At 54.1% G+C, this 24,888-nt stretch carries 11 protein-coding genes; all 11 read right to left on the reverse strand.

Annotated features, from left to right (window positions below; all coding sequences use genetic code 11):
- Positions 1-198 precede the first annotated feature (198 nt).
- Positions 199-3,342 (reverse strand): alpha-mannosidase, encoded by a 3,144-nt coding sequence (locus NST69_RS21220; RefSeq protein WP_342550205.1) that lies wholly within the window; start codon positions 3,340-3,342, stop codon positions 199-201.
- A 17-nt stretch (positions 3,343-3,359) separates the two neighbouring features.
- Positions 3,360-5,654: a glycoside hydrolase family 3 N-terminal domain-containing protein gene (locus tag NST69_RS21225; RefSeq protein WP_339310653.1), complete on the reverse strand. Its 2,295-nt coding sequence runs from the start codon at positions 5,652-5,654 to the stop codon at positions 3,360-3,362.
- Positions 5,655-5,696: 42 nt separating this feature from the next.
- Complete coding sequence (locus tag NST69_RS21230) at positions 5,697-6,614, reverse strand: carbohydrate ABC transporter permease (protein ID WP_036731568.1); 918 nt, start codon at positions 6,612-6,614, stop codon at positions 5,697-5,699.
- Positions 6,615-6,643: 29 nt separating this feature from the next.
- A complete protein-coding gene (locus NST69_RS21235) occupies positions 6,644-7,570 on the reverse strand; it encodes an ABC transporter permease subunit (RefSeq protein WP_036731566.1) in 927 nt (308 codons plus the stop codon).
- Between the two features lie 90 nt (positions 7,571-7,660).
- On the reverse strand, positions 7,661-9,166 hold the full coding sequence (locus tag NST69_RS21240) for an ABC transporter substrate-binding protein (protein ID WP_339310655.1): 1,506 nt from the start codon (positions 9,164-9,166) through the stop codon (positions 7,661-7,663).
- A 206-nt stretch (positions 9,167-9,372) separates the two neighbouring features.
- On the reverse strand, positions 9,373-10,896 hold the full coding sequence (locus NST69_RS21245; RefSeq protein WP_342547048.1) for a response regulator transcription factor: 1,524 nt from the start codon (positions 10,894-10,896) through the stop codon (positions 9,373-9,375).
- On the reverse strand, positions 10,889-12,715 hold the full coding sequence (locus NST69_RS21250) for a sensor histidine kinase (RefSeq protein ID WP_342547049.1): 1,827 nt from the start codon (positions 12,713-12,715) through the stop codon (positions 10,889-10,891). The genes NST69_RS21245 and NST69_RS21250 overlap by 8 nt, the downstream gene beginning before the upstream one ends.
- A gap of 141 nt (positions 12,716-12,856) precedes the next feature.
- Positions 12,857-15,664: a hypothetical protein gene (locus tag NST69_RS21255; protein WP_339310659.1), complete on the reverse strand. Its 2,808-nt coding sequence runs from the start codon at positions 15,662-15,664 to the stop codon at positions 12,857-12,859.
- 436 nt (positions 15,665-16,100) lie between these two features.
- Positions 16,101-17,096, reverse strand: coding sequence for a glycoside hydrolase family 43 protein (locus NST69_RS21260; RefSeq protein ID WP_339310661.1), 996 nt, complete (start codon positions 17,094-17,096; stop codon positions 16,101-16,103).
- The gene (locus tag NST69_RS21265) at positions 17,093-18,616 is read right to left on the reverse strand and encodes a glycoside hydrolase family 43 protein (RefSeq protein ID WP_342547050.1); all 1,524 of its coding nucleotides are present in this window, start codon (positions 18,614-18,616) and stop codon (positions 17,093-17,095) included. The genes NST69_RS21260 and NST69_RS21265 overlap by 4 nt, the downstream gene beginning before the upstream one ends.
- A gap of 308 nt (positions 18,617-18,924) precedes the next feature.
- Positions 18,925-24,885, reverse strand: a complete 5,961-nt coding sequence (locus tag NST69_RS21270; RefSeq protein WP_342547051.1) for an S-layer homology domain-containing protein — start codon at positions 24,883-24,885, stop codon at positions 18,925-18,927.
- Between the last annotated feature and the right edge of the window lie 3 nt (positions 24,886-24,888).

Below are 24,888 nucleotides of genomic sequence, written 5' to 3' on the forward strand. Positions count from 1 at the left end.
GTTTTGGAATTGGCCGTGACTCCAGAGAAGTTTTGGACTTCCGGCCGCTGTTGTCTGCAGATTTCTTGATTTTTTCCGTTTTTAACGGTTGAAATCCGCAGACAAAGGCGGACGCTATCGCTCCTACAGTTCCAAAATTCCCCTACGCCACTTTTCCTTAACTTAAATCTCAAGTTCAATCTATATAGTTGTGTACCTCTATTCAGCATGAATAATCTTAATCGTCTTAATCTCGAACGGATGGAAGTCTATCGTCAACACGCCGTCTTCATCCGGCAAAAGCTCGGTCTCTTCCTCCAGTGCATTGGACAGATAGATAGCAGAGTGCGGCAGCGGCCAGCTGATCCGCACGGTCTCGCGTCCACCGGCAGATTCATATAGCCGCAGGATGCTGCCGCTTCCGTCTTCCGCCAGCTTGACCGTGTCCAACACTACCTGCTTCCCTTCGTAGGGAAGGAAGGAGCCAGTGGACGGATGCTGTCCCTCACTTGCCTCGCAGGCCACAGCATACGAAGCATGGTTCAGCTCAGCGGCCTTGCGCTGGGTATGCGCTGCGCGCCAGTCCCCGGTATGCGGGTAGAGCGAATAGGTGAATTCATGCTCTCCCTGATCGGCCGAATGATCCGGCCAGCGCGGAGCGCGCAGCAGGGACAGACGGATGGTGCTGCCCTGCGTATCATAGCCGTATTTGCAGTCGTTCAGCAGGCTTACGCCGTAATCATGCTCTGACACATCGGCATAGCGGTGTCCGCAGACCTCGTACTGTGCCTGCTCCCAGCTGGTGTTGCGGTGCGTGGTCCGCTCCAGTGCGCCGAACGGAATCTCATACGTGGCCTTGCTGGTCACTACATCAATCGGGAAGCCAACCTTCAGCAGCTTGTGGGCTTCGTGCCACTGGACCTTCGTCTTGAAGTCGATTCGCTTATCGGCGTGATACAGAATCAGCTCCTGCTGGATTTCCGATTGGCCGAGGCTCCAGCGGAAGAACAGTACATCGCAGACAGGACCTGTGGACAGCAGCCGCTTCTCCAGCAGTACCGCTGCTCCGGCGGGCTGCTCTTCATAACGGCTGTCGATATCCCAGGCATCCCAGAGAATCGGACGGTCATGGAAGAAATGCAGCCGGTTCAGCGCTTCGCCGGACTTCACAATCTCACGCCCGGCTTCCTTGTCGTACAAGCTGATGATCTCGCCCAGCTCATTGAACTGGAGCCGGTAGTAGCCGGTCTCCAAGCGATCCTCGAACGTAGCGGAGTTCGCGGCAGAAATTGAGTTATTGCCTGCATCAGATGCATCTGCCCCCGGCTGTTCCTCTTCCCGCAGCCATACGGTTGCATACCCGAATGCCGGAACCTCCGGCACCCGCACACGCAGCACTGCCCGCTTTCCTGCTGTAGTCAGCTCTGCCGGAAGCCGTGTTCCGTTCCGGTCATAGACGGCGACATTGGCAGGCTCCACTTTAGAGGAAAGCTCAAGCTGGGCCACCATATCCCGGGTCCAGCCCAGTCCGTTCAGGATGACATAAGGCTGTCCCTCTCCACGTGTATCAATATCCGCTACGGCAGCCTCCATAACGGACTTCAAGGTACTCTCCCCAAGGACAAAGATGTTCTTGTATTCCTTCTCCGAAGTCTCATAGACCTCGGGAATCGATGAGCCTGGAATAATATCATGGAACTGGTTCAGCAGAATCAGCTTCCAGCCTTCATGCAGAGCCTCACCTACCTCTTCCCGCCGCTGCGGTGTCAGCTGGTGTCCAGCCAGAGTCTGCCATAGCTCCGCTTCCCGGTACAGAATCTCGGCCTTGCGGTTATTGCGCTTGTTCCGCGCATGGGTCGTATAGGTTCCCCGGTGCAGCTCCAGATACAGATCACCCTGCCAGACCGGCAGCTCCGGTGCTGCCTGCTCGATGCCTGCGAAGAAATCCGCCGCCGTGCTGTAGCCGGAGGCAGGCTGACCCACCATCAGCTCCGAGCGCGACAGGTATTCCAGCATCTCCCGCGTCACGCCGCCGCCGCCGTCTCCGTGTCCGTAGAGCAGCATTTGCTCGCTGTGAACGGCTTTTTGGCGATAGGACTGCCAGTGCTCGTGGATATCCTTCGGCAGCGTATTCTCATTCACGCCATGGTTCATATATGATAATAGTGCTGTCCCGTCAATTCCGACCCAGTGGAACAGGTCATACGGGAACAGGTTGGTATCATTCCAGCCCAGCTTCGTGGTCATGAAGTAACGGACCTTGCCGTGCTTCAGGATCTGCGGCAGGGAGGCGCAATAGCCGAAGGTGTCCGGCAGCCATTCAATCTCGGACTGCTGTCCGAATTCCTCCTGGTAGAAGCGCTGCCCGTACAGCATCTGCCGCATCAGCGATTCCCCGCTCGGAATATTCAGATCCGGCTCGACCCACATGCCGCCGACTAGCTCCCAGCGGCCTTCCTGAATCCGCGCCTTCACCTTCGCGTACAGCTCAGGATCATTGTCCTTCAGATAAGCGAACAGCTGCGGCTGGCTCTGGGCATAGCGGTATTCCGGATACTCCTCCATCAGGGCATGTACCGTCGAGAAGGTCCGGCTGGTCTTGCGCACCGTCTCCCGGGTAGGCCATAACCAGGCGATGTCGATATGCGACTGCCCGATCATATGAATGAAGCCCTCGCTGTTGCCGCCGATGGCCTGCACCTTCGCGGCCAGCTCCTGCTCAATCTTCTCTATCTCCTTGCCAGACTGCGAAACGTCAGGCCCCAAATTCACATATGCATCCATCGCCTGATGCAGCACCTCCTGCATGCGGACGCGCCGGAAGTCCTGCTCCGGCAGCAGCAGCATTGAATCCCGGATGACGGTTACTGTGTACATCAGCGACTGCACCGGCAGGTTCACTCTGACAAGCGCTGCGGTAATGGACCGGACCGGCGGCTGAATGACCGCTTGTTTATTGAGCGGATCATCCGGCTCAGGGATCGGATCATAGAGCTCAATCTCAATCTCCGGGTGTCTGCCGCCCGTCTCGGGGTTCAGGGAAGCATAGGTATGATTGCGGTCAATCCCCTGCCGCGAGGCTCCGTTCACACGCAGCAGCCCTTCGCCGCCGGAGTGGAAGATCAGCCCGGTGTCCGCATCGGTCCAATCCGCCGGGATATCGAGAGTAGTGCGGAAGTAATAGGTGGTACCTTGCACGCTCGGAAACAATCCGAACGATTCGCTGCCCGAATAAGGCTGTGCTTCGTCATAGTGGCCCGGCTGCCGGTAGATAGTGGAGAAGACCTTCCAGTCATCAAGCACCCGGTATTCCAGCCACTGCTTCTGTGAGCATTCCCGAATGAACCGGTTAATCCGTTCGATGTTTATCTGCTCCATCTTTAGTCCTCCGTAACCGTAAGATCTATATTCAGCGTATCGTTCACATTCCTGCCGACCCCGATGCGGAAGCTTCCCGGCTCAACCACCAGCTTATAATCCGGCCCGATATAGTTCAGATGCTCTGCACTCAGCGTGAAGGTCACCTTCTGCTTCTCGCCCGGCTCCAGCACGATCTTGCGGAATCCCTTAAGCTCCTTAGCCGGTCTCGTCACCTTGCTGACCAGATCGGAAATATATAGCTGCACGACCTCCGCACCACTGCGGGAGCCTGTATTCTCTACTTCCACTGTAACCTCAGCCGTTCCGTCTGCTGTGATCACTGCCGGCTCTACCTGGAGTCCGCTATAGCTGAATTCTGTGTAACTGAGTCCGAAGCCGAACGGATAACGCGGCTGCGAATTCCCTTCCAGATAGCGCACTCCCCGGGAACGTTTGCCTAAGTAATACACTGGCAGCTGTCCTACATCCTCAGGGAGGGACAGGGTCAGCCGGCCGGACGGATTGACATCGCCGAACAGAATGTCGGCAATGGCGTGGCCGCCTTCCTGCCCCGGATACCAGGCTTCCAGAATGGCATCCGCCTGCTCATCGATCCACGGCTCGGCAATGGGACGGCCGTTGATGTATACGACGACTACCGGCTTGCCAAGCGCCTTCAGCTCCTTCATCAGCTCCAGCTGAACACCGGACAGATGAAGCGACATCCGGTCGATGCCTTCGCCGCAGTCCATATCGCTAAGCGCATTCTCTGTGACCTTCGAGGCTCCGGTCCGCAGATCGATGCTGCCTTCCCCGAAGTCACGGGCACTCGACCCGCCCAGGGCCAGCACAATGATATCCGCATCGGCTGCTACCTCACGCGCAAGCTCGAAGCCCTCGGTGGAGCTGTCTTTGATCCGGCAGCCCGGCGCATAAGCTACACGCTCCGGCTGCGCGGCAAGCTTGGCCCGTATCCCGGCCAGCACCGTAGTTACCCGATCACGCGGCTGCGGCGAGGTGTAATCGCCGAGCTGATTGTAGCCAATATCGGCGTTCGGCCCGATTACCGCAACCTTTCCATGGGCCGCAGACAAGGGAAGCACTCCGTTATTCTTCAGCAGCACAATTCCCTCCGCCGCCACGCTGCGCGCCAGCTCCGCATGCTCCGTACTTCCGATGACCTGCTCTGCCAAATCGGGATCGGCATACGGCTGTTCAAACAGGCCCAGCCGGAACTTCAGCTCCAGCACACGCGCCGCCGCCTGGTCCACCAGCTTCTCATCCAGCCGCCCGGAGCGTAGCGCCGTAAGCAGATATCCGCCAAACATCACGCCGGACATCTCCATATCAATCCCGGCGGTGAGTGCCTGTACGGCTGCATCCTCCCCGCTGTCCGCTGTATCATGACCCGAGGCCAGCATATCGATCGCGCCGCAATCGGTAATCACCATGCCCTCGAAGCCCCATTCACCGCGCAGAATCTCTTCCAACAGCTCCCGGTTCGTGGTACAAGGCACGCCGTCAATCTCGTTATAAGCCGGCATGATGGAGACCGCACCGGCTTCCACCGCTTTGCGGAACGGGTACATATCGACTTCCAGCAGCTCCCGCTTGCCGATATGTGCCGGACCGGCATTCCGGCCGCCCTCCGAGCTGCCATAGGCTACGAAGTGCTTGAGGGTTGCCCCCACACTGGACGCGCTGTCAAGCCGGTCGCCCTGTAGTCCTTCCACAGACGCTACGGCATATTCGCCGATGAGATACGGATCTTCCCCGAAGCATTCCTCGGTCCGGCCCCAGCGCGGATCACGCACCACATCCAGCACAGGGGAATACGTCACGGCTCCGCCTTGAGCACGGGTCTCCCGCGCGACCGCCCGGGACATCTCCCGGTAGAGGTCCACATTCCAGGTGCTGCCGATCAGCAGCGGAACGGGAAATACCGTGGCCCCGATGGCCATATGCCCATGCGAGCATTCCTCGCCGATCAAGAGCGGAATGCCTAGCCTGGAATGCTCCAGCGCATAACGCTGAATCGCATTAACAGCCTCCGCTCCGGCCCGTGCATCCAGCCCGCTCTCCAGCGTAACCCCTGTCCAGGGATCGGCACGCAGGGTTCCGTATAATGCGCCGACACCGCCTTCGCGGATCTGGCGCTTGAAGTCTTCTGTCAATTCTATCTTTCCATCTGTATGATTATAGGTCTGCCACCCGAACAGCTGCACCAGCTGGCCGACCTTCTCTTCCGGCGTCATCAGCCCGAGCAGATGCTTCGTCCGCTCCTTGACGGGCTGTGTACGGTCTCTATATAACATCCTGGCTCCACCCTCTCTCCTTTGATCTTAATCTATATATCCCTACTCCTTAACCGCCCCGACCGTAAGACCCTGAATGAAATAACGCTGGAAGAACGGATACGCGAAAATAATCGGTCCGGTTGCCAGCACCACCATCGCCATACGCGAGGTATCCTGCGGCATGTTGCGGAGGGCCTCCAGGCTTAATGAACTGTTCTGCGAATTCTGAAGAATGAACTGCATACTGGTCTCAATGCGCATCAGCATGGACTGCAGCGGCACCAGATTCGGATTATCAATATAGAGCAGGGCATTGAACCAGTCGTTCCAGTACCCGAGCGTGCTGAACAGCCCGATCGTAGCGAGGCCCGGCAAGGACAGCGGCAGCACGATTTTCAGGAAGGTGCGGAACTCTCCGGCGCCGTCGATTTTGGCCGATTCGATCAGCGCATCCGGCACACTGGTAATATAGAAGGTACGCAGAATCATAATGTAAAAAGCATTCACCGCCAGCGGCAGCACCAGCGCCCAAATGCTGTCCTTCAAGCCCAGCATCTGTGTCACGACAATATAGGTCGGAACCAGCCCGCCGTTAAACAGCATGGTGAAGAAGGAAAAGAACGCGAAGAAATTGCGGTATTTGAAGCTTTTACGTGAAATGGCATACGCATAAAGTGAAATAATCAGCAGGCTGACAATTGTACCAATGACCGTTACCGCAATGGTCACTCCGTAAGAACGGAGCAGCGTGTCCCCTGAGCTAAATACATATTTGTAGGCTTCCAGACTCCATTTGGCCGGAATTAACCGGTAGCCGTCCCGCGCAAGCGCCCCTTCGTCCGTGAACGAGATGAGGACCACGAACAGGAACGGGAAGATACACAGGATGGCAAAGCCTCCGGCGATACAGTTGAAGATGGTATTGAGCACCGGCGACAGCCGATGGAAATCGCGCGATTTCGCAGCATTAGCAGACATTTGGATGACCTCACTTTCCTTCATTTTCCCTAGAATAATGCACTGTCCTTATCGAATTTGCGCACGATGTAATTAGAGGTAAGAACCAGCACGAACCCGACCACTGATTGATACAAGCCCGCAGCCGTACTCATTCCGATCTCGCCGGTAGTCTTAAGTCCACGGTATACATAAGTATCGATGACGTTAGTCACACTGTAGAGCGTCCCCGAATCTCTCGGCACCTGATAGAACAACCCGAAGTCGGCATAGAAAATCTTCCCGATCGCAAGCAGCGTCATAATGATAATGATCGGCTTCAGCATCGGCAGCGTGATACTGCGGATCTGCTGGAGCTTGCTGGCTCCGTCGATCATCGCCGCTTCGTAGAGGGACTTGTCTATGCCCATAATTGCGGCGAGATAGACCACGCTGTTATAGCCGACGGCCTTCCAGAGGAATACGAATATAATAATGAACGGCCAGTATTTCGATTCCGAGTACCAGGAGATATTGCTGCCGAACATGGCATTAAGCAGCCCCCGCTCCGAGCTAAGGAAGCTGAACGCGAAGTATCCCACAACAACCCAGGACAGAAAATACGGCAGGAACATGCCTGTCTGATAGAACTTGGCTAGTTTTTTATTGGCAATCTCGGACAGCACCACCGCCATCAGCACGGACAGAATCAGGCCCAGGCCAATGAAGGCTATATTATATAAAAGGGTATTGCGTGTGATCAGATAGGCATCATTGGTGCTGAACAGAAACTTGAAATTATCCCAGCCGACCCACTTGCTGTTGATGATGCTGGCCCAGAAGCCATCCCGGCTGAAGCGGTACTCCTTAAATGCAATGACCGTACCCACCATCGGCAGGTAAGAGAAGAATAAAAACCACAGTGTGCCCGGCAGAACCATAAACAGCAGCACTTTATTTCTTAATACATCTTTGGCGGACTTTCCTATTTTCCCCATACTTCTAGTTCCTCCTATGCCGGAAAATTCTTATATTTACAAAAAAGATCGGGCCAAGTCTAATCACCCGCCCGATCCTCTAATAGAATGCTACTTATTATTCGCTGCTTTCCAGGCGTCGATCTGCGTTTGAGCTTCGGCAATAATTTTATCCAGACCGGCTGCTTTGAGTTTCTCGTTAGCCTTGGTCAGGTACTCTTCCGAATCTACAGATCCGGTCATCAGAGGTGCCCAGAATTCTTCCTTCACGTTCTGAACAGCGGCGATTTCATTCGTCACCTTGGACGTATCGAAGTTGAAGCCGAGCAGCGGAGCATTGATACCGGCATCGTTGAACTTTTTGAACTCTTCCCATTTGTTCTCAGGGTCGCCTTCGTTCAGATAGTTGATCATGATGTTACCTAGGGAGAACGTAGGCATGTCGTAGTTCTTCGCATCCGGGAGGTTCTTGATCATGTTGTCGCTGATCTTCTCGTAATGTACGCCCTCGATCCCGGAGTCGATCATGTTGCGCAGCTTAGGGTCAGTGTTCAGCAGGTTCAGGAATTCCATCGCTTTCTCAGGGTACTCGGAGTTAGCCGAGATCGCCTGCATGGAGCCCATTACCGACCAGTTATAGATATAAGGCTGACTGGCTGGTGTCGATACTACCGGATACCCATAGCTTGCAGACCACAGGTTGTCGGCCATCGGCTGGGTGGATGCACGGTCAGTGAACCATTTGCCGGCTTTGTACAAATCATCTACCGATGAGGTAGTCGCTACTTCAGGGGAGATGTAACCCGCCTGGTAGAATTTGCGGACGGTCTTAAGCGCTTCCTTAATCTCAGGTGTTTCCAGGATGTTGACCACTTTGTAGTCCTTGGTGTCCATATAGACAGCCATCGGCATCTTCTCGATCACATAGTCAAAAGGCATAATCGGCATGAAGTCCTTCACCATCGCGTAAGGAGTGACTCCAGGCTCGTTTTCCTTAATCGTTTTGAGCAGCGGCTCAAGATCGGCCATCGTCTTCACGCTGGTCAAATCCAGCTTGTATTTGTCGAGCAGCTCTTTATTGAAGCGGAACACCTCTTGAGCCGGAAGCTCTTTGTTGGCCGGTATCGCATAGTTGTGGCCGTCTACCTTGGAGCCTTCCAGGAAGGCCGGATCAATAGTATCCACAATGCCCTTGCCCTGATTCTTCAGCAGATCATCGAGCTGCAGGAAGGCGCCCTTACGTGCATTCTGCACATAATCGAAGGCCCAGGACGAGGTGAACAGGATATCCATAGGCTCACCGGAAGCCGCCATAACCTGCATTTTTTGCGTGTAGTCCCCGAAGTCGAGCATTTTGATATCGAGTGTGGCGTTGATTTTTTCAAGTGTGTATTTATTGACTTCTGTGAGGACCTTGTCCATATCCTTCTGCGGCGGCCCGATCGTATACCAGATCAGTTCCACTGGCTTTTCGGTAGTCTCCGAGGCTTTGTTGCCGCCCGAAGCTGCTTCCCCGCCTGCATTGTTCTTACTGTTTCCCCCGCACGCCGTTAGCGCCAGTGAAACGGTTAAAAGCGTTGTCAACAACAAGGAGAAGTGTTTCTTTTTCTTACTCATTTGCCGTACCCCCTTTTAATTAGCTGTCCGGAAAATTCAGGCCTGCCGGGCATTTCCGGCTGCTGGTTTCCTTGGGCTATAACTTAACTTTATAAGATGAAAGCAGTTTCAAATAGAAGAGAAACTATATATTTTCAGGTATGAAATAAAGAAAAATAACTCCGTACCTAACATATAATTTCTTTTCTTTTCAAAAAGAGCCGCCTTCAAAGGAGCCCCTTGAACTCTGTCGGGGAGATCCCGACATATTTCTTGAACTGCTTGTAGAAGTATCCCATTTCCCAGTATCCCACGCTTCTTGCGATTTCATGCACCTTCAGGTTCGTCGTGCGAAGCTGTTCCTTGGCCTTATCGATCCGGTAGCGGTTCATATATTCCGCAAAGGATTCGCCGGTAGTCTTGTGAAACAGCTGTCCCAGATACACCGGATGAATGTTGAACATGAAGCCCAGCTTCTTCAGCGACAGATCCTCACTGTACGATTTCGCGATATAATTCAGCACCTGATTCACCACCGGGCTCTTCAGCTCCCGGTCCAGCATCCCAATGATGCCAGCCGAGGTCTGCCGGAGCGCAGCGGACAGTGCGGGCAGCGAATTCGCCCGGCGGATCGCCGTCAAGCCCTCGGCAATAGACTCACGCTCCGTTTCACTGCGGATATCCTTGATCAGCACCCGGAAGAACAGAATCCATTCCAGCGAGATCTCCTCCAGCATCGCTGGCGTTAACCCTTCCATACTCGGGGCCGCAAAATATAGCTCCAGCTGCTCCGACAGCCCGGCCACATTCTTGGACATAATGAGCTTGGCGTAATCGCTCCAGTCCTCAGGCAGGACCGATTGCAGATCCTCCTTCCGGTCCCTCAGCTGCTCATAATAGATAATGCTGCGCTCCGGGTGAATCTCCAGGAACTCCTGTGCCTGCTTCGCCTGCTCGTAGCTTGCGGGAGCGGCGTCTACCCCGTAGACAGGCGAGCCCACTGCTGCGCGCAGTTTCTCACCGCCGGTGCATAAGCCTGCAATCTCCTCCAGCATGAACGCCATCTCCTCCGCTCCGGCGGAGGCTTCTTCATAGTTATGTATCAGCACCAGATCATTGTCCGAATCCCAGAACATGAAGAACGAAGTCTCTGCCTCTGCCTCTGCCAGATCGGATACCCTCTTCCTGAAGGTATCCGTTGCCGGCTCGACCTGTAGCAGGGCAACCTGCACATAACGGCTTGTGAGCGGCAGGCCGATCAGATTCAGCCGTTCGGAGCGCTCCTGCGGATCAATCTGCCCCCGCAGCCAGCGCAGAAGCACATTATCCTTCAATACGGAATTCGTATATTCCCACCACTGCATATCCAGCCTGAAGACGTTCAGCTTCTCCACAATCGTCTCCAGCGTCTGCTGGAATTCCTCCAGATTAATCGGCTTCAGCAGATAGTTCTCGATCCCGAGCGACAGACCTTCCTTCACATACATGAATTCATCGAAGCCGCTCAGCACCACCACCTTCAGATCCGGGCGGAATTCCCGGACGGCGCGGATCAGCTCAAGGCCGGTCATCACCGGCATGGAGATATCGGTAATCAGAATATCAGCGGGAATCTCCCGCAGCTGCTCCAGCGCCTCCTGCCCGTTCTCCGCCTGCCCCGCAATCGTGAGGCCCAGCTCCTCCCAGTCCAATATATCCTGCAGGCCGCTAAGAATGAACGGCTCATCATCCACAATAAACACCTTATACATCTGCGTTCTCCTCCTTCGGCGGGTATGGAAAAGTAATCGTAACCACTGTTCCGCTGCCCTCTTCACTCTCTAGCTCTACGCCGTAAGACTTGCCGTACATCAGTCTCAGCCGCTCATGAATACTGCGCAGCCCGAACGACTCGGACCCGGACAATTCGCCGTGATCCTCCAGCACCTCGCGGAGCCGGGCCAGCCGCTCCTCCGCGATCCCTTTGCCGTTATCCGTAACAACCGCGCGGATATTCTCCGGCTCTGCTGTGATCACAATACGGATCACATTATCAGTCTGACCTGTCCGCATGCCGTGCAGAACATAGTTCTCAATGACCGGCTGCAGCGACATTTTGAGCACAGGAAGCTCTTCCAGCTCTGGACTGCATTCGATGGTGTATGCGAACCTGTCCTTATAGCGGATACGGAATAATTCCAGGTACAGACGGCAGGCCTCCAGCTCATCCTTGAACGTATATTTCTGCTTCGGACGGACATACGACTTGAACAGCATGGACAGGCTGTAGATCATTTCCCCCACATCCTTCGCCCCGCTCGAAATCGCCCGCATCCGGATAACCTCTAATGTATTATACAGAAAATGCGGATTCACCCTGGCTTCCAGCGTAGCGATCTCCGTATGCTTCTGTTTGATTTCCGCCTTATAGACCTGGTCGATATACTGGTTCAGTTCATCCAGCATGCTGTTGAAGCTTTTGGCAATCTGGCCTAATTCATCTTCCTTACCGTCCACAATCCGGGTGTTCAGATCCCCGTTCTTGACTTTGCGGGTGAAGCGGATAATGCGGTGGGTCCGTTTGGCAAAATTAGAAATGAACATCGCCGGCAGCAGCACGGCAAACAGAATACAGACGAGTGCGATGGACACAATGGTGCTCCGCGCACTGCTGTAGGTCTCGGCCAGCTCCTGCTTAGAGATCAGGCTGATCACCGTATACCCCGCCTGACTCTGCGTCAGACTCGTGACAACCATTCCCTCTATCGTAAACTCCTCGCCAGCGTTAATCTCTTGCAGCTTCGGCAGCTTCCGGCCGTACCCCTTACCTGATGAATCGAAGATGACTTCATTCTGGGCCGAGAGCACGAGGATATCGCCTTTGAAATCCTGCTTATAGTTATTCATGGCCTGCCAGATCGCCTCGGAGTCGAAGTAGACCAGCAGTTGGCCGATATTGAGCAGTGAGGACTTATTGTTGATCGGCAGCTTCACCGAGAACAGCGGGGCTGTCGGCATCCCTATACTGTTCAGCACCCAGATATTCGGAATAGAGACGACACTCTCCTCACCCAGAACCATCGAATCGGGGACGAAGGAATGCGCCGCATTGGTCGAGATTCGCTCGAACTGCCTGCGGTTGTCGTAATAATACATGACCTGCTGGTTGGCGCTGTACAGGATCAGGCTGCGGATATCGGGATCATCGTCAATCTTGTTCTGGAAATACTGGATGGCGTTCGAGGTGGACTGTTCTCCCAACAGAAAGCGGTCCAGCCGGTGCTCGATATAATCGCTTAACGGATTCTCCAGCAAGAATGTCGTATTACTGGCCAGACTTGCGTCCCTGTACACATCACGGAGCATATCCTGAACAGACTGATATTTGTTCTCCACATAATTGCTGACGCTCTCCATACTCTTGCGCTGGATATCCATCTGACGCTGCACCGCCGAATCCGAGATTAACAGCAGCACCAGATAAGAGAAGGCGATAATGGTGGCTATGAAGATACAGGACACGATCAGCGTGAAGCGCAGGAACATATTGTCTTTAAAATACTTGCGGTACAGCGAAAGGCTTCGCATCATTCACCTCCTAACATAGTTGATAGCCTTGCAGGCGCGGCTAGCCGGGATACACAAGAAGCGCTCCCCCCTGCTAATTTTGCCAGAGGGTGAGCGCTTTGTGTATGTTGTGCAGAATGGGCGGTACTTATTCCTACCCGCGCCTTACGGCGTTGGTTGGCCTTTGAGGTATACAGGCTGCGACTTATTACCGCTGTAATCCTCCATGACCACTGTAACTACTGCTGCGGTAGAGGTGAAGCTCAGCGCAGCCTTAGTCGTGCGGCCGCGGATGATCATCGGCTTCATGCCCGCAGCACCGGACAGATAGGTGACCGGGAACGACCGGTTCTGGCCGTCTTCCTTAATGTACATATACCGCCAGTCCCGGGTGCTTGGCATCGGCAGGTTCAGCGTATTTCCGTTCCAGGACCAGTTCTCTGCATAAGGCTCGGACACCTTGTCGGTGAACGTTCCGTTATAGGTTATTTTATCGGTATTTCCGGCTTGAACGGTAACCGTATACTCATCTCCGTTCACCGGCATATTCTGGAACAAGGCTGAGGTTGCCCCCTGCGGCACGGTCAATTCCTTCGATACCGGCTGCGGCGTGGTAGTCCAGTTCACCGACTTCACTGTTACCTTGATACTTCCCTGGGCTGCGGCGGGATTCGTCCACTTTACCAGGAAGTCTCCATTCGCAGCGGATTCGGCAGTCACCTTGGATACCGCAGCATTCAGGTCGAAGGACAGCGTGGCCGGATCGCCCTCAAGCCCGTCTGCGCCTACAGCCGCCACCTTCAACACGCCGGATTTGGCCGGAAGCTTCTTGATATAGAAGGTCTCATCATACTTCCCGCCCACATAGATATCATTCACGTATACATTGTATTGCTTCACCTTGGAGTAATCGGTGTCCATGCTCCACTTCACGATCATCTCATCTGTGCCGGACAGCGCCTGGGCAATGGAAAGACCAGTAGGAGCGGATGGCTTGACTGCCGAGCCGTCATGAATCCGCAGTTGGCCGATGTTCATCTGGTAATTGGCTGCTTGTGTGGCTCCAGGGGTGAACACCAGGCCGAAGGCCGCGATCTCCCGGCCGGCATAAGCACCAAGATTAAGCTCGGCTGTGGTCCAGCCCGTGGTATGCTTCCCGCTATTTGCAACAGGAACCTTCACTACCTGGGCAGGCTGGTCACGGAAGATCAGTCCGGCACTCAGGACAGAGCCATCATCGGCAGACGGCTTGTTGTAGACGATGGACAGCTTAGAACCAGCTTGTACGGCAAGATCGCTCTTATAGAGACGCAGGAAGTTCTCGCTGTTCAGATTCCCGCTCACTGCCAGCGAGCTTCCGCCGTTGTAACCGCCAAGTTGCTGGTAATTCATACGCGAATTGGCAGTCTGGTCATAACCCGGACCATAATCGAAGTCCACGTTCAGGCGGTTGCCTGTAGTATCCTGCCACCATTGCCAGGTGACCGGAACATCCTGAAGGCTCATATTGGACCACTCAGCTGCGCTGGACACCGCTCCATCCTTGTAATAGGAGAGGCCGTGGCCGGTATTGAAGCTGGTATAGAAGTTGGCATCCTTCACTACCGAGCGCTCGGCAATGACCGAAGCGATCCCCGGCCAGTAGCGGTTATCGGCATACACATCGGCCACCGTATTATTGGAAGACACGGCTGTATTCTTCGGATTTACCCGTGGTCCTGACCACCATAGCTGCTCGCGCAGGTTCGTCATCCATTGGTATTTGTTATCCGTGCGGTTCGAGACCGGCCAGGACTGATTCATATCCTCATCCAGACCAGCATGGACAAAATCCGCGCCCAGTGTCGCCAGGCTGGTCCGTGGAATTCCCCCGGCCAGCTTGCTGCTCAAGGCTGAGCCTTGCACACTCTTGAAGCGGTCGCGCCCGGCTTCCAGCCCCGCGAAGCCGGTCTCAAAGAGATTGTAGCTCGTCCCCTGGGCCGCATTGAAGGTATTCAAGTAATTCGCCGCCGAGGTAATCTGCGAGCTGCCCATACCGTAATCGAAGAAAAACGAATTCGACACCGGCTTGTTGGCCGCTTTATCGTAGAGCATGGAGATATTATTGTTATTGAAGGTTCTGGCGAAGACATTGGCTCCCGTGGCTGTATTCAGGGAATCGTACCACTGCACATACAGCCCGCCATCCTGTAGCGCTTTCATAAAAGCAATATAATCGGGAATATCCGCTGTCGCCACATTCGGATTCTGCTCCTCCTGATTCAGGAAGTACCCGTCATATCCGAAGTATTGGGCCATTTCAATCATTTTCTCAGCTACCGGGAACTTCCCGGCTGCATCCTTGACGATCATCTGCTTATAGGTCTGCTGCCCCCGGTCATTGTTCGAGAAGAACACTCCGGCCAGCGACATAACCCCATTCTTATGCGCGGCATCGGTATATGTCGGATTCGGAATGTTCAGCATACCGAACTCGAACCATTTCTGCTGCCAGTCGGACTGGGCCAGATCGTCGTAATATTCCGGCGGTGTATACGCTGTCGCTGTTCCGTGCCAGTAGGAATAATAGTCAATGTACTGCCAGAAGTTGAAGTGGTACTGGGCGAACTTGTTGGTGTACGGGGCATTCTCGATAAAAGCATTGCCATAATCGCCCGCAACATTCATCATCTGCACCGCCGGATTCAGCGCCGGATTGGCTTGAGTCTGCTGGAAAGGTGCAATCCGCTGCTGCAACGGCACCCTGGAGCGCAGCAGCGCCGCGTCCTGATCTCTCTGCGGACTCCAGTCCGCAATGTGCTGGCTGGTATAGCCGTGTACGCTGGGCTGATTCGCACCGTGTGCGCTTTCACCTTTGAACGGCCAGGTGTCTCCGGCCATGGCTGTCTGCGGCAGTAGGGTCACCAGCAGCGCTGTACCTAATACCGCTGAAGTCAGCTTACGAATTCTGTGTGTCCGGGATGTAGCTACCATTGTTCACTCTCCTCATTCTTCAGATTGATGAGAACGCATTCATAATAACTGGATGAATCTTCCTTCTGGGTAATGGTTATCAAAGTTACTATATAGCAGCACCTGCGAGGACTAATAGAAGCTAAATTAAAGATTCGCTGGTCAAATTAAAGAAAAGTTGTATTTGGTTTTTCGACTACAATCCGCCCGCGCGTCTCCGTCGCCGCCATTGTATTCGGTTTTTCGCACACATCCGACCCACTCGCACCCGCACCTGTCCAATGTGTTCGCTTTTTCGTATACATTCAGCCCGAGCGCCCCGCACCAGCACATTGTGTTCGGTATTTCGCCTACATCTGCCTCACTCGCACCCTTGCCACGCCAAAAAGCAGCCCCTCTAGGAGCTGCTTCATGGTTACCTCATATGTTACTTGCCTTCATTAATTTATCCGCCAGCTTACTCCGCATCCGGATAAGGATTGATACTCTGGATCGTGCCGTCTTCGTTGTATTTCAGCTCGGTGTATTTCACGCAGCGCTTGTGGTTGACGCCTTCCGACAGGGAGCTGTCGTGATAGAACAGATACCATTTGTCTTCCACTTGAACAATGGAGTGGTGAGTCGTCCAGCCGATGACCGGGGACAGAATCTCACCCTTGAACGTGAACGGTCCCATCGGGTTCTTGCCGATTGCATACACGAGCTTATGCGTGGTTCCTGTAGAGTAGGACAGGTAGTAATCGCCGTTATATTTGTGCATCCACGGGCCTTCAAAATATCTGCGCTCTTCATCCCCGGCCAGAATCGGATTCCCGTCTTCATCGACAATCGAGATCTCGGCTGGCTTGCCCTGGAAGGATAGCATGTCATCGCTAAGCAGCGCAACTTGCGGTCCAAGCGCCGGCTGGTCGGCAGCCGGTCCTTCCGCATCCGGCACGAAGCTGCCGGTCTGCCATTTCTCCAGCTGGCCGCCCCAGAGTCCGCCGAAGTAGATATACGCCTGGTTGTCGTCATCTACCAGCACGGCCGGGTCAATACTGAAGCTGCCTTCCATATAATTCGGCTGCGGGGAGAACGGGCCTGCGGGAGACTCCGACGTTGCTACACCAAGACGGAAGATGCCGTCATGGTCGCGGGCCGGGAAGAACAGATAGTAGGAGTTGTTCTTATATGCGGCATCTGGAGCCCAGAGCTGCTTGGAGGCCCATGGAATATCTCTCACATGCAGCGCTTCGCCGTGATCGACCACCGGAGAATCGAAGCTGTCCATCGAGAGAACATGGTAGTCTTCCATTTTATACTGGTCGCCGTTATCATTGCTCGGCTCGTCATGATCTAGATCGTGGGAAGGATAGATATAGATTTTGCCTTCATAGACATGGGCGGACGGGTCCGCTGTATAGATGTGAGTTACGATCGGTTGGTTAGGCTTAGGGGGTTGTTGCTGATTCATAAGGCATCTCCTTTGATATTGGAATAATAGAATCCTTCATAGTAAGCAGGGCTGGCATTCTCTGTACCGTTGCCCGAGGCATGTACGCCGAGGCAGACACCGGTGAAGCCGCCGTTGACCTCCGGGGACAGGACCGATACATGAACCGTCTCCGGGACTTCATGCCAGGACACCCCATCTGCCGAATAGGAGCAGTGGTAGGAATGGCCGTCGCAGCGGAGGCGAAGCTGAACGGCACCTTCACCGTTTACCTCATACTGGTGAACCTGCCGCTCCTCACCGTTCTTCACTACAAGCTCCATCACCCGGCGGCCGCTGCGGCAAGTAAGTCCCCAGAAAAGATATCCACGGTTGTTAAGCCGCGCAGCCAGTCCGGCATGCTCGCCTTCGGTCACCGGCGTGAAGTCAAGGCTGACGCCCAGCGCCATCCGGTGATGCTGCTGGCGGAGGCACGCGAACACGGCGGGCGCTTCATCGTCCAGCGTGTAGGCATTCCCGCGCACGGTCAAACTGCCTTCGCGCTCGGTCCAGGAATACCGTTCCGCTTCATAAGCGCGGAGGAAGGCCCACTCCGGCCCGAAGCCGTCCTCTGGCGTAAAGCGCCGCACCTGTTCCTCCAGGCTGGACTCGTCCGCGGCTACAACGGTGCCTTCATTATTGTCAATCATCGGCCAGCCGTCCTCCGTCCAGGTGACCGGAGCTAGGAAGGTCTCCCGGCCCAGCGGGGAATACCGGCCTTCCACGGGACGCATGCCCAGGAAGACCGCCCACCACTGACCGGATGTATCCTCCACGAGATCGGCATGTCCAAGGCATTGTACCGGGTGGTCCTTCAGTCCCCGGTGGGTCAGGATAGGCTCCGGCTTGTCCTCGAACGGGCCGTAAGGACTGCTGCTGCGGGCAATAATCTCCCGGTGATCACCCGCCGTGCCGCCGGAGGCGGTCATCAGGTAGTAGACGCCCTTGATCTTGTACAGATGCGGGCCTTCGACCCACGGGCCGTCATCTCCGCTCCAGATGTTGACCGGCTCCGACAGCACTTCGCCGGACAACGGATCAATCTCATACTGGATAATATGCGACTCATAGCCTGCACCGTTCTGCACCGTAACATAGGCACGCCCGTCATCATCGAAGAACAGGGAAGGATCAATGCCCCCGTGCGGCAGCAGAATCGGATCAGACCAGGGACCCTCGGGCTTGTCCGCAGTCACATAGAAATTGCCGATGCCTCTGACATCTGTAGTAATCATGTAGAAACGCCCGGCATGATAGCGGATGGTGGCCGCGTAGATACCGGACGAGCTCTTGGTCGTCCGCAGATCCAGCTGGGACTGGCGGGTCAGCACATGCCCTATCGGGGTCCAGTCGATCAGGTCCCTGCTATGGAAGATAGGCACACCCGGAAAATATTCAAAGGTACTGTTAATCAGATAGAAATCTTCATTCACACGGACCACACTGGGGTCCGGATAATACCCGGCAATTACGGGATTCCGCACATTCATGGAATGCATCATACCCTCCTCTGGAATGAAAGCAAGCGTTTACAATCGCTAGTGTTATTTTACAAGCCCGAATTGAACTTTCCTATGCGCAGACTAAAGAACTTCCCCCGAAAAAATGTGCAATTTCCGCCTACAACTGATTGTACTGGAAAAACACACCGGTTGCTCGCCATTTTGCTTGAGTTAATGGTCATTTTTTGCGGAGTTTAACACCTACCCTGTAGTGGTCTCAAAAGTTAACAAAAGCCGTCCCCCAACCATAATCTGGCTTGAGGGACGACCCTGATCTTGCTTATACAATGGTTATGTGATGCTTATACTTACGGATTAATCAGATTCGATTGAATCAGTAATCTTCGGATGGCAGCCGACGCCTCGGCGCGGGTAATATTCTCGTTCGGCGCAAGACGCTGTTCGTCTCTGCCCAGAATAATACCAGCTGCCAGATTCTGCTTCACATTAGCAATCGCCCATTTGGCTACGGAAGCGGAATCAGCGAAGGACCTCAGCAGTTGCTGAGTCTGCTCTTCGCTGCGCGAAGACTTCAGTTCTGTGATGCTCAAGGCTCTGCTGACAATTGCCATGGCCTCCTGTCTGGAGATATTGTTGTCCGGTCTGAAGGTTCCGTCCGGATAACCGGTGATCAGGCCGTTCTCGATGGCAACCTGAAGCTCCAGCCCGTACCATCCGCCTGCGGAGACATCGCTGAACGTAACAGGCTGCTCCCCATGGGTGACAATGCCGAGCGCTCTTGCCAGCATGGCAGTGAATTCAGCCCGTGTGATCGCCCGCTGCGGTTCAAAGACCGCTTCCTTCGTGCCGCTTACCACCAGTCTTGAGCCCATGTCATTGACATCCGGCTTACCCCAGTGATTCGCTACATCCGGGAATTCCAGCGGATTCCAGATTAAGCCGAATTCTCCGCTCTCCAGGCTGTTGATCGTAGCGTAGTAACGTCCGTCTTTAACGGTTACATATGTCGGCTGATGATAGATTGAACCATCCCGGTATAATACGCCAGTGGTAATCTTCATATCTGCCGGTACTTCAAGCGTGTACTTCGCCCAGCCGTGGCTGGTTACCTGTACCGTCTGTCCCTGATACTTCGCCTTAATAGAGAAGTTCACCAGAGTGTTACCAGGCTGTACCTTCTGCTTCGCGGCCGCAAGCTTGAAGGCTTCCAGGCTGTCAGAAGAGGATGCCGCCAGCTCAGCTGTGATGACAATACCACCCAGATTGTCATTCTTCAGTCCAAACTGCTTGCTGAGCGCTGCCAGATCGATAGCAGCTGCGTCAAGCTTAATCGTGCCCAGCTTCGACTCGATCACAATTTCACTGCCCTTATTCTGCAATTCCTTCACTTGATCTGCGGTCAGCTCTACACTGGCCGAAGGAACTGTCTCGCCTTTTACCCCAGGGACAGTTGCAGGTGCAGTTGTAGGTGCGGGTTCAGTTTCTTTAACAGGCTCCGCAGCCTTATCTGTAATCCGTACAATCTGGAAGGTACTGAATTTGTTAATCTGAATCTCCAGCGCTACAGGCTCGCCGCCCCGATTATACACAATTTCTGGCGTGTAGATTGTAATCTCGCCATCGCTGTGTTCAACGTACACCCGCAAGCTGTCCAGGAAGGCGTCGCGCACCCCGGAGCTTTGCAGCGGAATCTGATCCGCGAACTCTGACAACGGAAGCTGAATCCGCGTATTGATCTTGTCATAGTTAGTCTCAATCTCCCGTGGTGACCCAAGATTCTGAAGTGTCTTGTCACTGGCCAGTGCCAGCTTGGAAGAACCGTTCAGGATCGCGTTGCTCTGGACGTTCGCCTTCGCCTGCGGGTCCTTCACCGGTACAATCCGGAAATACAGGTCGGTAGCACTCGCATCAAGCTGTGCCAGGCTGGCTGCATCCAGATGGATCGAGCCGAGTGCAGTTACAATATCCAGTGAAGCCTTGCGCCCGGCAAGAATCGAAACGGCCGTTGATGGAATTTCAACTGCAATTTCATCCGCGCGCGCAGACAGATCATCCACATGGGTGATGGTTACACTCCGGTTGGCTGTATCCGGGTCATTCGGGTTCACGCCTTCCACAAGGTTATACACTTCATTCTCATCAATCACAATGGTGTCAATCTTCGTTCCGTTAGACAGGTTCGTTCTTAGAATGGTCACGCCCTGCTCCAGCGGCTTGCCGTCATTAGAGGTAGACAGTCCGGCTGTTCTGGACGTTGCTTCACGAACGGCACCTTCCTTGACTACGCCTTTCGCCTTCACAATCAGCAGGTATTGCTTCACTGCACTCTTACCGTTCCGGGTAAAGGTAGCGGTCAGAATAACATTCGTATCCTGGACCGGAGGAGTTACATTTCCCTTGGCCTGGTCCGCATCCTGCTGGACGGCGATTACCGGAGTTTCACTGGAGGTCCAGGTGATCTTGGTGTCATATTTGCCGGTCTGCAGCAATACGAAGGCTTCGGTGACACTCTCCCACGTATCACCAGGCGCGAAAGTGGCCGCCGTGTTGATTCCCGTACTTCTTGCCGCTTCCTCTGCCGCTTCCTGGTCACTGAGCTTTTTTACAACAATTGTAAAGGTTTTGACCAGTATCTCGCCCGGACGGTCAGGGTCTGCCAGCTTCACAGTAAGTTCTACCGTCACATCCTGTTCATCCGGTCCCGGTCTCTTAATCCGCCCAGTGTTCGTGAGCACCTCCGGTCTACTCGAAGTCCAGGTCAGGACAGAGCCGGTGTCACCGGTCTTAGGCAAGAATAGATTACGGGTTACAGACTCCTCTGAATCTCCAGGAGCATAACCGATCTTGACATTCACTTCATCCTGAGGAAGATCGACCGTAGCCGTTCCTTTGACCGTAATATAGAAGTCCTGCTCCCGGAAGAAGCCTTCCTTGGCCACACGAGCTGTCAATCTTACCACCGTATCCTTCAGCGGACGCTGAACCTCACCGGTGCTGCTGACAATATCGCTGCGGTGGCTCGTCCATACGACCTCAGAGTCATAGTAGCCCTTCGAGATCAACTCAACATCCTGCGTTACACTCTTGGCCGAATCTTGCCCTTTGTAGCCAATTCTCAGCAATTTCATCGCTTCATCAAGCTGTTCATCGATGCTCTCACGCTTGGCCTTAACAGTCACTACGAACTCTTTCTGATAAGTCACACTGCCCTTGGTCACCGTTGCTGTCAGGGTAACCTTCTGGTCTCCATCTGCATAAGCGGGGCGCTTCACAACACCGTCTGGAGTAATAACTGATTCCTGGGAGGAGGTCCAGGTGATCGTGCTGCCGCTGGTGCTTTCGGTAATCAAGTCAAGATCCGTCAGGACCTGCTCCTGCTCCTCGTTATCTTCCCGAATCATGTCCCAGTCCAGCTTGGCCAAGGTCTCATTTACAGATTCTTCGTCTGTCATTGGACGCTTGATGACCGTAAGCACGAATTCTTTGGTCAGCACGCTGTCTCCCTTACGGATGACCGCTGTTAAGGTTACCGTCCGGTCCCCCTTTGAAAAGGAGGGTGGTGTTACCGTTCCGTCAGTGGCAATCACCTCTTCATCCGAAGAGCTCCAGGTGATCGTGCTGCCATTCGTCCCATTCTCCGGCAAATACACCGCAGAGGTTACCGATTCCTGCTTCACATTCTCCTCGCAGATCGTATTCCAGGTAAGCAGGTAAGTATCTTCGGTTACCGATTGTTTGTCGGTGCCGGCCTGCTTTTTGACAATCAGCTCGAAGGTCTTGGTCAGCTCGGATGTCCCGTTCTTCAGCACTGCTGTCAATGTAACCGGCTGATCTCCTGTCTCGAACGGAGGTCTTGTCACGGTGCCGTCTGTGGCAACGACCGTTCCATTGGTGGAGGTCCAGGTAATCGTGCTACTGTTAGCTCCTTTTAGAGGTAAATCTAGTCCGCTTAGCACAGAGCTTTGCAGGGTATTGTCCTTACGGATCAATTCCCAGGTTAAGGCATCCATATCACGCTTCACCAATGCGCCCGCACCCGGTAACTGCAGGTCAACGTTATTGGAGGTCACAGGCTTAACCCAGTCTACAATAATAGAAGGATCAACTGTGACTGAAGCAAAGGCAGAAGCCTCGTACTTTCCAGCCGCCTGACCGGTGAAATGAATCTCAAGTACCGTGCCGCTAACCCGCACCACGCTGAAGCTTAAGCCTTCAGGCATATTATTAACACTTACGCCGCCTTCGACCTCTTCTGTAAATACGCCGTTACGCAGGGTAACCGTTAGCGTCTCTGCCGCTGAGCCGTCACCCGCATCGTGGATTACATCAGGAGACGCGGCAATCACTGCCGGAGGAGAGCGGAACAGAATAGCGAAGGTTCCTGACGGAATGCCTGCTAGCGTAACCGCTGCCCGGTTCACACTGTCAGCAGTCTTATGGCTGGCAGCCTGGCCGGTAATGGCCACCGTAATCTGGTTCGGAGAATCCACGGTAATCTTGCCCGGCGTAAGGCCCGGCGGCCAATTCACCGCTTCGATGGCATCCATAACCGACTCATCGAAAGAACCGTTCTTCAGTTCAAGAACAAGCACATCCCCGATCGTGCCATCATTCAGATCCGATTCATAGAGCTGCGGTGTCTTGACCACCAGATAAGGCTCTTTGTCCAAGAAATCGAATTTGAAGGTGTTCGTGCTTAAGTCCGCCGGGCTTCCGGCAAGCTTGCCGGAAGCTACGGTTACATAAGCTCCGTAGACATCGCTGGTCACCGTAGCTGCACCGGTGAACTGAAGCGTGAGCTCTGTGTCGGATACTCTTGTCACGCTAGTGCCAAGACCGGCTGGCAGACCATGCACCTGCACATCGGCTGCATCAATCGTTTCATTGAATTTGCCGCCAGTAATCGTCACGCCAAGCGTCTCAGTGATTTCACCCGAGCCATAGACCGCTTCGGATACAATCCCTTTATTCAGGCTAAGCGCCGCAGGATCTCTGAACGTTACACTGAAGGTCTTGGTCGTCAGGCCGGAGGAGATCCCCCGCAGATTCTCCTTATCGACGGTAACGGACAGGTTCTTTGTTGTCGCATCCTTGCCGTGATTAACCGCTGAACCGGTCAGCGTGAAGTTAAGCTCGGTATCACTAAGCCGGGTGACGGCGAAATCGAGTCCGTCCGGCAGATTGTTGATACGGATATGGCTTGGATCAATAGAATCAGCAAGGGTCGCACCGACTATTTTCACCTTCTGGTTGCCGGTAACGGTTCCATCATTCGCCTTGGCTTCCACCAGCTCGGTGCTGGCACCTTCATCCAGCTCAATGTCAGAGATGACTTCACTGAAATCCCTCTCATCGAGACTCGTATAATAGGTGAATTTCTTGCTTGCGTTCGGAGCCAGCGCACCAGAATCCCAGGTCATGGTAATCCCTGCATCAGCCTTGACTTCCACGTTCTTCGCCTTCGGACTGTTGTAAGCTTCCAGCGCATAAGGGTTAGTATTGGTAAACCCGAAGACGGAAGCCTTCGCCCGTGGATCACTGGAATAGAAGAAGATTGGGGCTCTTGAATTAAAGGCCTTGTACAGCGGATCATTATCAGCAATAGTACTCGCCTTCACGACTGCAGCACGATCTTCCTCAATGGTGTGGGTCACAATATTAGAGGTGACATATGCCCCTCCTTGATCCACCGTATTATCCGGGTCCATTGAGCGCATATACCGCGCCCCGTCCCAATTCTTATCTGTAAGATTGGTAATAGTCACATCATTGCGGTAGAATTTCTGGTTCTCCCCAAAGCTGATCACCTGCTTAATCTCCATAGTGTCAGTCCATGTAGATACCGTAGTCGCACTCAGAATTCCTTTATCCGTCTGCGAGGTATTTACAACGGTGGTCGGCATATCCATCGAGTGCATCTGCGCTGAATTGGACTTCGCATATGTATTTCCGCCGATCTGGTATCCTACCGCGAACCGTTCTTCAGGGGTTCCCGGCAAATAATAATCGACTGGCAGATCTTTGCCTGTTCCATATCCGTCATGATCCGCACTCATTCCCAGATAAGGTCTGGAATTCGTTCCACGGAAATTAGCGGGCTTACTGCCCATCGTACCGAAATTCCCCCAGTTGCTTATCCCCAGTTCAATGAATTTGCCTCCCAGGAAAAGCTCTGTTCCGCCTTCCCCGCCATAGGCAGCCCTTGCTCCCCAATCTGCTGAATCTGCATGTACAGCCAGGGGCGCTGGAAACATAGACAGGATCATTGTGGGCACCATTAGCAGTGCGAGCAGCTTCTTACGCTTCATTGT

The sequence above is a fragment of the Paenibacillus sp. FSL P2-0089 genome, from assembly GCF_038595095.1.
Taxonomy (GTDB): Bacteria; Bacillota; Bacilli; order Paenibacillales; family Paenibacillaceae; genus Paenibacillus_AQ; species Paenibacillus_AQ silagei.

Excerpts from the sequence above, each read along its gene's own strand:
- NST69_RS21225 (WP_339310653.1), bottom strand. The coding sequence starts at position 5,654 with ATGTTATATAGAGACCGTACACAGCCCGTCAAGGAGCGGACGAAGCAT.
- NST69_RS21230 (WP_036731568.1), bottom strand. The coding sequence starts at position 6,614 with ATGTCTGCTAATGCTGCGAAATCGCGCGATTTCCATCGGCTGTCGCCG.
- NST69_RS21235 (WP_036731566.1), bottom strand. The coding sequence starts at position 7,570 with ATGGGGAAAATAGGAAAGTCCGCCAAAGATGTATTAAGAAATAAAGTG.
- NST69_RS21240 (WP_339310655.1), bottom strand. The coding sequence starts at position 9,166 with ATGAGTAAGAAAAAGAAACACTTCTCCTTGTTGTTGACAACGCTTTTA.
- NST69_RS21245 (WP_342547048.1), bottom strand. The coding sequence starts at position 10,896 with ATGTATAAGGTGTTTATTGTGGATGATGAGCCGTTCATTCTTAGCGGC.
- NST69_RS21250 (WP_342547049.1), bottom strand. The coding sequence starts at position 12,715 with ATGATGCGAAGCCTTTCGCTGTACCGCAAGTATTTTAAAGACAATATG.
- NST69_RS21255 (WP_339310659.1), bottom strand. The coding sequence starts at position 15,664 with ATGGTAGCTACATCCCGGACACACAGAATTCGTAAGCTGACTTCAGCG.
- NST69_RS21260 (WP_339310661.1), bottom strand. The coding sequence starts at position 17,096 with ATGAATCAGCAACAACCCCCTAAGCCTAACCAACCGATCGTAACTCAC.
- NST69_RS21265 (WP_342547050.1), bottom strand. The coding sequence starts at position 18,616 with ATGATGCATTCCATGAATGTGCGGAATCCCGTAATTGCCGGGTATTAT.
- NST69_RS21270 (WP_342547051.1), bottom strand. The coding sequence starts at position 24,885 with ATGAAGCGTAAGAAGCTGCTCGCACTGCTAATGGTGCCCACAATGATC.